General features: G+C 29.1%; 12 protein-coding genes. 6 read left to right on the top strand and 6 right to left on the bottom strand.

The features are described from left to right. Positions 1-42: 42 nt before the first annotated feature. The 4 genes from prmA (at position 43) to ACWOA3_RS01880 (ending at position 2,555) form a co-directional block, all read left to right on the top strand. Positions 43-978 (top strand): 50S ribosomal protein L11 methyltransferase, encoded by a 936-nt coding sequence (gene prmA / locus ACWOA3_RS01895; protein ID WP_456883890.1) that lies wholly within the window; start codon positions 43-45, stop codon positions 976-978. Positions 979-1,100: 122 nt separating this feature from the next. Continuing rightward, entirely contained in the window at positions 1,101-1,508 is a 408-nt protein-coding gene (locus ACWOA3_RS01890) for a hypothetical protein (RefSeq protein ID WP_456883889.1), read from the top strand. 115 nt (positions 1,509-1,623) lie between these two features. Further along, a complete protein-coding gene (locus ACWOA3_RS01885) occupies positions 1,624-2,055 on the top strand; it encodes a hypothetical protein (protein ID WP_456883888.1) in 432 nt (143 codons plus the stop codon). A 230-nt stretch (positions 2,056-2,285) separates the two neighbouring features. Continuing rightward, positions 2,286-2,555, top strand: coding sequence for a hypothetical protein (locus tag ACWOA3_RS01880; RefSeq protein ID WP_456883887.1), 270 nt, complete (start codon positions 2,286-2,288; stop codon positions 2,553-2,555). 63 nt (positions 2,556-2,618) lie between these two features. Here ACWOA3_RS01880 and ACWOA3_RS01875 read toward each other — a convergent pair whose 3' ends face one another. Both ACWOA3_RS01875 and ACWOA3_RS01870 read right to left on the bottom strand, forming a co-directional pair. Next, positions 2,619-3,299, bottom strand: coding sequence for a response regulator (locus ACWOA3_RS01875; protein ID WP_442565815.1), 681 nt, complete (start codon positions 3,297-3,299; stop codon positions 2,619-2,621). Positions 3,300-3,302: 3 nt separating this feature from the next. Continuing rightward, positions 3,303-4,811 (bottom strand): ATP-binding protein, encoded by a 1,509-nt coding sequence (locus ACWOA3_RS01870; RefSeq protein WP_456883886.1) that lies wholly within the window; start codon positions 4,809-4,811, stop codon positions 3,303-3,305. A gap of 463 nt (positions 4,812-5,274) precedes the next feature. Between ACWOA3_RS01870 and ACWOA3_RS01865 the strand changes: the two genes are divergently transcribed. Then, positions 5,275-6,678, top strand: coding sequence for an APC family permease (locus tag ACWOA3_RS01865; RefSeq protein WP_172497841.1), 1,404 nt, complete (start codon positions 5,275-5,277; stop codon positions 6,676-6,678). A 186-nt stretch (positions 6,679-6,864) separates the two neighbouring features. Continuing rightward, positions 6,865-9,108, top strand: a complete 2,244-nt coding sequence (locus tag ACWOA3_RS01860; protein ID WP_456883885.1) for a hypothetical protein — start codon at positions 6,865-6,867, stop codon at positions 9,106-9,108. 127 nt (positions 9,109-9,235) lie between these two features. Here ACWOA3_RS01860 and trxB read toward each other — a convergent pair whose 3' ends face one another. The 4 genes from trxB to ACWOA3_RS01840 are packed head-to-tail and all read right to left on the bottom strand — an operon-like array spanning position 9,236 to position 12,332. Further along, the gene (gene trxB, locus ACWOA3_RS01855) at positions 9,236-10,159 is read right to left on the bottom strand and encodes a thioredoxin-disulfide reductase (RefSeq protein ID WP_456883884.1); all 924 of its coding nucleotides are present in this window, start codon (positions 10,157-10,159) and stop codon (positions 9,236-9,238) included. A 17-nt stretch (positions 10,160-10,176) separates the two neighbouring features. Then, the gene (lgt, locus tag ACWOA3_RS01850) at positions 10,177-10,980 is read right to left on the bottom strand and encodes a prolipoprotein diacylglyceryl transferase (RefSeq protein WP_456883883.1); all 804 of its coding nucleotides are present in this window, start codon (positions 10,978-10,980) and stop codon (positions 10,177-10,179) included. A gap of 1 nt (position 10,981) precedes the next feature. After that, positions 10,982-11,926 (bottom strand): HPr(Ser) kinase/phosphatase, encoded by a 945-nt coding sequence (gene hprK / locus ACWOA3_RS01845; RefSeq protein ID WP_003146270.1) that lies wholly within the window; start codon positions 11,924-11,926, stop codon positions 10,982-10,984. Positions 11,927-11,939: 13 nt separating this feature from the next. Beyond that, positions 11,940-12,332: a phage holin family protein gene (locus ACWOA3_RS01840; RefSeq protein ID WP_003146271.1), complete on the bottom strand. Its 393-nt coding sequence runs from the start codon at positions 12,330-12,332 to the stop codon at positions 11,940-11,942. Positions 12,333-12,377 lie beyond the last annotated feature (45 nt).

Raw genomic sequence — 12,377 nt, 5'->3', positions numbered from 1 at the left:
AAAAATATAATGAAAAAATTTAAAATATTTGTGAGGTATATAATGGAAAATTGGGTTGAAATTACAATTCATACTACTAATGAAGCTAGTGAAATAGTTGAGTCTATTCTATTAGATTATGGTTCAACTGGGGTTGCTATTGAGGATCCTACTACTCTAGAGGAAAACTTACACGATGATTTCGGTACTATTGTTGAACTTAGTCCTGCTGATTATCCTGAAGTTGGAGTTGTTGTTAAAGGGTACATCAACGAGCTTAATTTTGATGAAGAAACTTTCAAGCGTTTCGAAGCTGAGCTTCTTGCTTTAGGTGAAAATATCAATATTGGAGATTTCTTCAAGATTGAAACTACTATTATTCAAGATAGTGACTGGGAAAATTCTTGGAAAGATTATTTCGATATTCTTAATATCGGGGAAAAATTCGTTATCGTACCTACATGGCGTGAATATGAAAATACTGAAAATAAATATATTATAAACATTGATCCAGGTATGGCATTCGGTACAGGAGGTCATGAGACTACTTCTCTATGTATTAAAAACCTTGAGAAATATGTTCAAAGAAATGATAATGTTATCGATGTAGGTTGTGGTAGTGGGATTTTAAGTATCGCAGCTAGTTATTTAACTGACGGAAATATTAAAGCTGTTGATTTAGATAAACTTGCTGTTGATGTTTCTTATGAGAACTTTGCTTTAAATAATCTTGAGAAAAGAATTGAAGTTGAACAAGCTAGTCTTCTTACAAAAGAGACTAAAAAATATAACATTATCGTAGCAAACATTCTTGCTCATATCATCGAGCTTATGATTGATGATGCGTATAACTTATTAGAAGATGATGGTTACTACATCACTTCTGGTATTATCGAAGAGAAGAAAGATGAGCTTCTTGAAAAAATGTTAGAACGTGGCTTCAAACTTGTTGAAGAAACTTCTGATAACGGATGGTATTCATTCGTAGTAACTAAATAATACAAACCTACTCTTAATTTCGTATAGATTTTATATGAAATTAGGAGTTTTTTTATATTACTATGAAATATATTAAATTTATTTTATAATAGTAGTGAAAGCACTTTAAAAGGAGAGATGTTATGAGTAATAATAATACGAAGCCAAATAATAATAATAATAACTACCCTAACCAAAATTATGGTAATTATAATCAAAATGAATACAACGGACAAAACAGCTATAATAACCAGTATCAAAATTATAATGAACAAGGTTATCAAGACGGATACAATCAACAATACCAAAATTATAGTAACTCAAATCAGCAATATCAAAATAATAAACAGTACGACTATTCTAATCAAAATTATCAAAATAATAATCAACAAGGATTTAATCAACAATATCAAAACTATAATGATCAACAAAACCCTAATTTTATGAACGCTCCTCGAAATCTTAATAATAACTTTAATCCTAACCAAAAAAAAACGTTCAAAGTTTGTTCCAATCATATCAACTATACTTGGACTTGTATTAATTGGTAGTGGTGGTTTATACTACTATTCAAAAACTACTAATAAATCTATCTCTAGTATTTTTTCTACTAGTAAAAATGATGAGGAGATTTACGCTCCTATACTAGAGAAATACAAAAAATCTATGGATAATAATGAATTAGGAGAAAATTCTGAAGTTAATAAGAACGCTATTAAAAATTATGTTGAACATGGTAAAGAGAAAAATTTTATAACTTATAGTTATTATGATGTAGATGAAGATGGTAAAAATGAATTAGTTATTGCTGAAAAAGATAAACCTAACATACCATTTGCTGTTTATTCATATAATTCAAACAAAATTATAGTACTATATCAAGCTGAGTCTAGAAATGATATTCCTCGTGCGAATTTCTATAAAGATAGAACTATATGGATTCACACAAAAGAAAAAAACTATGACAGATATGTCGTCTACAAACTAAATGACAAAAAAAATAAATACGATAAAATACATGATATTACAATATCTGAAAAAGAAAAAAAGATGGAAAATATCTTGATACAATATCAAATAATCAATTCAGTAGTCTAGAAGACTTCTTAAAAAACAACAAAAAATCAAGTAATAAACTAGACTTCTCAAAATCTGATTTTAAATCAGTTTATACTTACAATGAAAATAGAAGTAATTCTTCAGAAGATAACAAAGACACTTCTAAAGTAGAATACACGAATTCTCAACTTACTTTAATTGGACGAGCTCTTCTAGCGAATTCAACTAACTTTGATGAGATTATTATTAACTATGAATCACCTTTTATAATGTCAGAAAATAATGGAAAATTATCATCAAGTATGGGAACGGGTGGAAGTACAGTACAGGTTATCAAAACTAATGACGGTATAGAAATACAAACACTAGACTATGATAAAACCGTTGGACAACGTGATTTTAAAACAGTGAAGAAAGCAACATATAAAGAAATTAAAGAAAAAATTACACAAAAAGATTTAGATAGAATAAATAGTATGATTGAGCAATATAAAAAAACTAAAAGTTATCAAGAAAATAAATATAGAATCAAAGATTAACATATTATTTATCTAAGAAAACATAAAAGAGCGACTCATTCGAGTCGCTCCTTCTTTATATTCTTATAACAATTTTTTTAATTTATTTTGATTTCCAATTGTGAATACCGACACTGGTCTTCCTGATGTGTAGTATTCTGCATCTTCACTTAGTACGCTTATATTAACTAAGTAATTTAAATATTTTCTAATTGTTATTCTTGAAATATCTAATTCATCCGCTACTTGTTGCGTAGTGAATCCTGCTTCGTGTTCTTGAATATTTTCTAGCACTTTTCTCAGAGTTATCCGAGATAAACCTTTAGGTAAGCTGTCTTCCTCTTCCTCTACTCTTCCAGAATTCAAGTAGTCATCAATTAAATCTTGATTAATTTTTTCTTTTGATAATAAAGATACATAGTCCTGTACTTTATCTACTGCTTGAGAAAATCTTTCATATGTAAATGGTTTAACTAAATAATCCACTACTCCATTCGTTAATGCAGCTTCCACTGTTTGAATATCATTCGCAGCTGTTATCATAATTATTGGATAACCTTTTAATTCTGGTAAATATTCTACTCCTTGTCCATCTGTTAAATAATTATCTAAAATTATTAAATCAACATCATTAGTTGCTAAATAATTTCTTGCTTCTTCAAGTGATGATACATGATTAATGTCATTCGAAAATTCTTTTCTTTTAAAATATTCTTTATGTATCATCGCTACCATTGGATCATCTTCTATTATTAGTACTTTCAATTATTACTCCTCCTCAATTGGTATTTCTATTGTAAATGTAGTTTTTCCTACTTCACTTTCCACGTCTATTAAACCGTTATATTTTTTCACAATAGTTTCTACAGCATTTAGACCATATCCTCTATTTTCCCCTTTAGTTGAATATCCTCTTTCAAATACATTCTCCAGTATATCCTTACTAATTCCGGAACCATTATCATACACTTTACATAGTAATATATTTTCCTCTGTATTTAAGTATAAGTAAACAACAATCTTGCCGCCTTCTTTATTTCCAATAGACTCCATCGAATTGTCGATTAATACACCAAGTATGATTAGCAGTTCATTAAATAGTTCATCTAGACCTTTCTTATTTAAAATCATCGAATCAGGATCTATTAATAATGATATATTTTTTTGCTTAGCTTCTCTGACTTTCGCAAGTAAAAACCCTGCTATAGCCGGTACTTTAATATTTTCTGATATATGACCTATTTTTTCATGGTAGTCATCTTTTAGATAAGTTATAAATTTTTCTACTTCATCATACGACTTCATCTCTATTAATCCATGTAGTACATGGAGTTTATTCATGAAGTGGTGACTTTGTTCTCTGAGACTATCGTTATATTTTTCTGTTCCACTTAATTCTGTGATTAATTTTTTCATTTCACTTTGATCTCGAAGTGTAACAACTGCACCATATAATTTATCATTTTGATATATAGCATTTCTATTAACTAATACTTCTATATGATTTAATAAAACTAATTCGTCTCGACTTATTATATTTTCTTCAATGATTGATTTAAAGAAGATTTCGTACATTTCATCAGGAATTTGCTCTCCTTTCTTAACTTTAGAATAGCCAGCCTTGTCTAAAATTTGGTTAGCACTGCTGTTCTTAACGATAACTTTCTTATCAATATTTATCGCTATAATTCCCTCTGAAACATGATCGGATATAAGATTTTTCTCTATGTAGTTGTATGCAATTTCTTCTGGTTCATAATTTAATAATATACGTTTAAGTCGTTTATTATACACTATTGCTAACGTAATTGCAACTCCTATACCTATCAATAACCCAAATAATATTTTTTCTTGTGAATGTAGTATTTGTTTTTTTACAGTTTCTTTAGTATATCCTACACACACAACACCAATATTTTTACCTTCTTCATCCTTAATCGTTGTAAAAAATCTAAGCCCGTCTCCTAGAACACCACTTTGCTTACTATAGTGATCTCCAGAATAAAATGTCGAACTAATATCTTCTATATTGGAAAATTTTTTTCCAACAAAGTCCTCTATTGGATGACTGTATCTTGTAAAAGTTTCATCCGTGATAACTACGAAGTCCGTTCCTGTTTCTTCCATTACCCTATTTGCAAATCTTTGAATTGCTAATGTTTTCCTATGATGTTTAATATCGTCTTTTACACGAGTGTCACTAGCTACTACTTTAGCAGTTGCATATATTTTTTGACGGATAATTTCATCTTCACGTTTTTTTATATATTCTGTCATAAAAAAAGAAGTTACTAATAATGAAACTACTACCAGACCTGTCATTATCAACATTAACCTGGTTAAAGTTCGGTGTTTTTTTTTCAAGTTTTTATCACTCCTTATTTTTTATAACTTCTCTATCACTGTTAATTATAAACCAAAATAATTATCAATTCAAGCAATGTTAAGTTTTGTAAACTTTAGATATACTTTAGAATATTAAAATTATACGAATATATTTTTATATTGTAAATTTACATTTCAAATCGTTCTCATCTTATTTTTTTTAAAGAATTATTTGAGAAATTATCAAACACTTTGATTTTATATATTTTCTATAAAACAGTATTTTATTTTCAAATAAAAAAATTTTAGTTTAATTTATTTTGTTTTTACTTGAATAATTATGTATACTATGCTAGTATTTTAGTAATGCGAATTTTGCAGTGATTAGAAAAATTATATTATTAGGAGGTTCTTAATGGAGAAGGACGCAAAAAAGATTTTTTGGTACACTCTAGCCTTCATGGCATTCTCTACGGTTTGGGCGTTCGGGAATGTTGTTAATGGATACTCTGAGTTCGGCGGATTAAAATCTATAGTTTCTTGGATTTTAATTTTTGTTATATACTTTATTCCGTATTCATTAATAGTTGGTGAGCTAGGTTCTACTTTCAAAGATGCAGGTGGAGGTGTTAGTTCTTGGATAAGTTCTACACATGGTAAATTACTTGCTTACTATACTGGATGGACAATGTGGGTCGTACACATGCCTTATATTTCACAAAAACCATCTCGTATTATCGCAGCGTTTAGCTGGACAGTATTCCGTGATAATCGTATTAGTAAAATGAATATCACATATTTACAAATTATTTCACTGGTAATTTTCTTAGTAGCTTTATTCTTAGCAGCTCGTGGAGTTAACTTAATTAAAAAAATGGCTATGTTAGCTGGATCATCAATGTTTATTATGTCATTATTATTCGTTGTTATGGCTATCACAGCACCATCTATTACTGGAGCAAAAACATTTAATATCGATTGGTCATTAGATACATTCATGCCAACATTTGATATTAAATACATAACTTCGATTGCCATATTAGTCTTTGCGGTCGGTGGTTGTGAGAAGATTTCTCCTTATGTAAATAAAATGAAAAATCCATCTAAAGACTTCCCACGTGGAATGATCGCCTTAGTTGTTATGGTTTGTACAACAGCTATTTTAGGAACATTCGCCCTTGCGTTAATGTTCGATACAAATAACATTCCTAAAGATTTATTAACTAACGGAACTTACTACGCGTTCCAAACTTTAGGTAACTACTACGGTGTTGGTAACTTATTCTTAGTTATCTATGCGATCGTTGATTTAATCGGACAAGTTTCTGTTGTTATTATCTCAATCGATGCTCCACTTCGTATGTTATTAAGTAGTTCTGATGAAAAATACATTCCTAAAAAATTATTAGTTAAAAATGAAAATGATGTGTATGTAAATGGATTAAAACTTGTAGGAGTAATTGTTTCAATCCTACTAATTATCCCTATGTTCGGAATTAAAGAAGTTAATGATTTATTCAGATGGTTAGTTAAACTTAATGCTGTTACTATGCCATTACGTTACCTATGGGTATTTGCTGCATATATCTTCTTAAAAAAATCAGCTGAAAAATTCCAATCTGAATACAAATTTGTTAAAAATAAATTTGTAGGTATGGGACTAGGTGCTTGGTGTTTCTTCTTAACAGCCTTTGCTTGTATTTCTGGTATGTACACTCCAGAAAGTTCTTTCCAAACAGTTATGAATATTGTAACTCCAATCGTTCTACTTTCATTAGGATTAATCATGCCTTACTTAGCAAGAAAAAATAACAAATAATATCTATTTAATAAGAAGTAACTTGAAACTTTAGTTACTTCTTATTTTTCATTCTATTTTTCTCTAACATAATGTGCAACTTATAATTTTTACAGTTATTTTTAGATTATATTTTCCTTCGACTTCTTGATTTTCTTTAAATAACTTTTTATAATATTAATTATAAGATAACAAGGAGAAATGTTTATGAATAAAAATAATAATAATTCGCCAACTAACAATAATAATCAAAATGGTAATTATGAAAATTATAATCAAAATAGCGGACAAAATTATAATGAATATTATCAAAATAATAACCAATATTATAATCAAAATTCTAATCAATACTTTGAACAAGATCCTAATTTAGGAAATTATAATCAACAGTACAATAATTATAATCAAGAATATAACAACTACAACCAAAATTATTATAATAATCAGTACAATAATCAAGATTATAACAACTATAATCAAGATTATAATCAATATAATTCTCAAAATAGTTTTGGACAAGAACAATATTCAAACGAATATAACTACAATACTCAAAATACAAATCAATATTATAATAATTATCAACAAGATAATTCTCAAAATTTTGGTTATTCTGGACAAAATAATACACAAAACAACTACAATCAAAACTATCAACAAGATAATTTCAATTATACTCAGCAAAATACTAGCGTACAAACTAACTATGAGCAAGATTATCAAGTAAATAATAACCAGAACCTTAAATATTCTGACCAAGATAAAACACAAGCTAACTATAATAGTCAAAGTTATCAACAAAGTAACACTACGGGCTCTTATGGCAGTTATAATCAAGGACCTACTTCAAATGAACAAAAAAACGTTGAAAATTATAATGTAAATCAAACAAGTTCTAATAATAACCAACAAAGTAATACTCAAAATTACAATTCAATTCAAGGGAATTCAGCAAATTATCAACAAAGTTCTTATCAAAACAAAAATAACCAAAAAAGAGATAATATACCTCCAATTCCTCCAATAATGAATCCAAAGAATTTTAACCATTCTCCTAAACAAACTAAGAAAAAATCAAAAGGGAAATTAGTCGCAACTGTTTCTTCTCTACTAGGTATATTATTACTTGCTGGTGGTGGATATTATTATTACTCTAAACATTCTAAACCAAAAGTAGTAAATGAGATTGAAATATATGGAACAATTATTCAAAAATATAAGGATGCTATTAACAATCCTGACAATGCTGATAGTTCAATAAATGTTGAAGCATTAAAAGCTGCTATTAAAGAGAAGAAAAATGATGATTATATTAAATATGTTTTCTACGATATCGATGGTAACGGCAGAAAAGAACTTATCATTTCTAGAAATGATAAACCTAATAACCCATTCGATATTTATACATTTGATAAAAAACACAAAGTTATAAGATTATTTAATCCTGAGACTATCGATAGTGCTATTCTTAATAAACTTGGTGTTGATGGATCTAATAACAATTCTGGTTCAGCAGTATTTAAAGATAAAACTATAAGAATTAGAAAATTCGATAAAGACACTGGAGAATACAATTTCCTAAAATTCTCTAATGATGGAGATAAACTGGAGAAAACAAACGTCATTACTTTCACTGGTCTAGATGCTGATGATAGTAAATACAAAGATATTACAAATAATAAAGAATACAACTCTAAGAAAGAATTTAATGATACTTTCCCTATTGCCGAAGTGATAAAATTTGATAATGAAAATTGGCAATCAGTGAAGAAATTCGGTGAAAGTTCTTCTAACGAAAACAATGATAAAAAAGACGAGAAAAAAGACAATAATCAACGTAAGAAACCCGATAACTACGAAACTGCTTATGCTAGTGTCCTAAAAAATTATAAAGATGTTATAAGTGGAGGTAAAAATGATGCTAAAGATGTTAATACAGTAGCCATTACTAATTATAAAGTTTTTGGTGAAAAACAAGTTGGTAATAACTTCCTTAACTATGGTTTCTTCGACATTAATGGTGACGGAATTGATGAACTATTACTATTCACTGAAGCTAGTAAGGATAAACCAAACGAATATAGTCCAATGGATGTATATACTCTAGACAAAGATAATAAAGTAGTACGTATTACACCTGAAAGAGTAAATGGAGAAAGAACAACACTTTCAATAACTAAGGATAAAATTTTCCAAGTATATGGTTCAGGTGGTGCGAAAGTCCATGGGTATACATTCTATAAACTAAACAGTGATGGATTGGCGCTAGAAAAAACTGATGCTTTTGATTTCGATGCTGAAACTAATTCAAAAGTTTATAAGAGATCATATCCTTCTGGTAAAAATGAAGAAATTCCAGTAAATAATTTTAGAGATAAAATGGTAAATTCTAATAATCATATGAAATTTGACTTCGGTAAACGTAAGAGTATTTTTGATTTCAAAGGATAAGATATAAAATATTAAAAACTGTGGCTCTTAATAGGTCCACAGTTTTTACTTAAGGTAAGTTTTAAAATATAATGCTAAAATTAAGTAAAAGAAGAGAGGCTCAATTTTGAACCTCTCTTCTTCTTTTTTATTCTAAACCTTCTACATAGCTATATGCACTTTGAGCTGCAATCGCACCATCAGAAGCTGCTGTAATTACTTGGCGAATTTCTTTTACTCGAACATCACCTGCAGCAAAAATTCCTGGTACTGATGATTCTAATCTTTCGTTAGTTGGAATATATCCAGCTTCATCAGTAATTCCTATATCTCTGAAATCTTGTGTTTGTGGTAACATACCAACATAGATAAACACACCATCAGCTGAAATTGAACTTTCTTCTCCAGTTTTTACATTTCTAATTTCAATAGATGAAACTTTTCTTTCACCTTTAATTTCATATGCAACACTGTCCCATACGAATTCGATATTTTCTTTAGCAAATGCTCTATCTTGAAGAATTTTTTGTGCACGCAGTTCATCACGTCTGTGTACAATCGTAACTTTTGCTGCTAAATTAGATAGATATAAAGCTTCTTCTACCGCTGAATCCCCTCCACCGATAACTACTACTTCTTTGTTTCTAAAGAATGCACCATCACATACTGCGCAGTAACTTACACCCTTTCCTGAGAACTGTTCTTCACCAGGAACATCAAGATTTCTGTGCTCTGAACCTGTCGCAATAATTATTGATTTAGCAACATATTCTTTTTCTCCTGCAACAACATATTTAAGTCCGTCTTTTTCACCAACTTTTGTAATATTTCCAAAAGCAAATTCTGTTCCGAATTTCTTAGAGTGTTCGAACATTTTTTCTGATAGTTCAGGACCTGTTACCATTTCATATCCTGTGTAGTTTTCAATCTCTTCTGTTGATAACATTTGACCACCTGGATATTTTCTTTCTAACATCAACACTGACATATTTGCACGTGATGCATAGATTGAAGCTGTCATACCTGCTGGACCTGCTCCAACGATAATTAAGTCATAAATTTTTTCTGACATATTTTCCACCTTCTTTATTATGATTCTCTATACAAAATCTTCTTATCTTTGAATTTTGTATTAAGCACTATTAAGTATACCAAACTTCCCACTACAAATACTAGCGAAAGGACTTGAGATACTCTAAGACTTCCAATATAAAGTGAGTCTGTTCTCATTCCTTCTACAATGAATCTCTCTACTCCATATAAAATTAAATATGCAGCAAATACTTCACTTTGAGCTAATTTATTACGTATTAATAATAGTATTACCAGTGCTATTAAACACCATAAACTTTCATATAAGAATGTTGGTTGACGATATGCACCATCAATGTACATATTTTCAATAATGAAGTTCGGTATAAATCTGTTTTCTAAATATTGTTTAGTAACAATTTCACCGTATGCTTCATGGTTGAAAAAGTTCCCCCAACGTCCTAACATTTGTCCTACTAATAAGCTTGGAGCTACTATATCTAATAGTTTGATTATTTTTACCCCTCTTCTTCTCGCAAAAAAGTAAAGTACTAAAAATCCTCCAATTAAACCACCGTAAATGGCTATTCCACCATCCCAGATAGCTATCATACTACTAAAGTCTCCAGCGTAATATTCCCATCTAAATATTACATAATAAGCACGAGCAAAGATAAATGCTATTGGTAAAGCTATTAGTAATAGATCTAACATTGTATCTTGTTTTAATCCTCGTTTAGTCGCTTCTCTATCAGCAAGCAAGTACGCAAAAAATACTGTTGTAGCAATTATTATTCCATACCAATAGACAGGCTTACTGAATAGATGAAATGCAACCGGATCTAAGAAACCTAATGTCATTTTAGTTCACCCCATTATTCATATTATTTTGTTTTATTTCTTCTGCTAGTCTTGATGTAAAATCTTTAGCAGTATTAATTCCCATTTGATTTAATCTGTAGTTCATCGCTGCAGATTCTATAATGATTGCTACGTTTCGACCTGGTCTTACAGGAATTGTTTTCTTTTCAATTTTAGAATTAAGAATTTCTCTATGTTCATCTCCTAATCCTATACGATCATATTGTTTTTGATCATTCCATGTTTCTAAGTGTACATTCAATTGTAATCTCTTATCACTTCTTACTGCACCAGTACCAAATAGTGTCATTACATTAATAATACCTAATCCACGAATTTCTAATAAATGTTTTATTAGCGTTGATTCGCAGCTTCCTATTAAATAACCTTTTTCAAATTCTTTAATATCAACTCTATCATCAGCTACTAATCTGTGTCCACGTTTAATAAGCTCTAGAGCTATTTCACTCTTACCAATTCCACTTTCTCCTGTAATCAATACTCCAATACCATAAACTTCTATGAACACACCGTGAACTGAAGTTGCAGGTGCAAATTCTTTTCTAAGATAGTTTGAAATATTCCCCATAAGTTTTGTAGTATCTTGGTGACATCTTAAAACTGGTGTATCGTATCGATCTGCAGCTTCCTCTAATTCTTTAGGAACTTCTAAATCTCTTGATATAATAATACATGGAGTTATCCTTGTACAAAGCATTCTCATTCTTGATTTTTTCTCAATATCAGGAATTAATTTAAAAAATGATAATTCACTAGTTCCTAATATTTGAATTCTCTGTGGTGAATAATGAGAAAAATATCCTGCAAGTTGTAAAGCTGGACGTGATAATTCATCAGTAGTTATTTCTCTATCCAGTCCCTTTTCCCCACTAACAATTTCTAGATTTAATTTTTCTACAAGATCTCTTGTTGTAATTTTTGGCATAATTTTTTTCCTTTTATTTATTTTTAAATGTTTTTATTACTATCTTTCTATCATTTGTATTTAATATAAAGTTAAATAGCATAATAATTATCACCAAGCCAAAAGCTGTCCAAAAGGACATTATCTCAAAATGTGGCGACAATATAAAAGAAACTAAATATACTAGTGACGTCCTAATTAATAACGAAAATAATCCTAAACTAAATATTGATATCATTATAGTTATCAATAATATAGGTCGAACTAATATAAATAAAATAGTAATAAGTAATGCTCCTAAAAATCCGTATACTGGATGATCGACTCGCAAACTTCCTTTAGTCAAACCAGAAAAGGCAATTACAATAAATGTATTTAATATGACCTTTTTTATAATAGGCCAATATAATTTTTTAAATGTATACATATTTTTCCTTCTTCTTGTTATTTATATAAAGTAGAAAGTGAGAAG

Source organism: Gemella taiwanensis, from assembly GCF_054054385.1.
The sequence above is the reverse complement of the archived record's forward strand: the minus strand, read 5'-3'. Positions and strand labels throughout refer to the sequence as shown.

Bases quoted from the DNA above. Each gene is read 5' to 3' on its own strand.
- prmA (WP_456883890.1), top strand. From the start codon at position 43: ATGGAAAATTGGGTTGAAATTACAATTCATACTACTAATGAAGCTAGT.
- ACWOA3_RS01890 (WP_456883889.1), top strand. From the start codon at position 1,101: ATGAGTAATAATAATACGAAGCCAAATAATAATAATAATAACTACCCT.
- ACWOA3_RS01885 (WP_456883888.1), top strand. From the start codon at position 1,624: ATGGATAATAATGAATTAGGAGAAAATTCTGAAGTTAATAAGAACGCT.
- ACWOA3_RS01880 (WP_456883887.1), top strand. From the start codon at position 2,286: ATGTCAGAAAATAATGGAAAATTATCATCAAGTATGGGAACGGGTGGA.
- ACWOA3_RS01870 (WP_456883886.1), bottom strand. From the start codon at position 4,811: ATGACAGAATATATAAAAAAACGTGAAGATGAAATTATCCGTCAAAAA.
- ACWOA3_RS01865 (WP_172497841.1), top strand. From the start codon at position 5,275: ATGGAGAAGGACGCAAAAAAGATTTTTTGGTACACTCTAGCCTTCATG.
- ACWOA3_RS01860 (WP_456883885.1), top strand. From the start codon at position 6,865: ATGAATAAAAATAATAATAATTCGCCAACTAACAATAATAATCAAAAT.
- trxB (WP_456883884.1), bottom strand. From the start codon at position 10,159: ATGTCAGAAAAAATTTATGACTTAATTATCGTTGGAGCAGGTCCAGCA.
- lgt (WP_456883883.1), bottom strand. From the start codon at position 10,980: ATGACATTAGGTTTCTTAGATCCGGTTGCATTTCATCTATTCAGTAAG.
- hprK (WP_003146270.1), bottom strand. From the start codon at position 11,926: ATGCCAAAAATTACAACAAGAGATCTTGTAGAAAAATTAAATCTAGAA.
- ACWOA3_RS01840 (WP_003146271.1), bottom strand. From the start codon at position 12,332: ATGTATACATTTAAAAAATTATATTGGCCTATTATAAAAAAGGTCATA.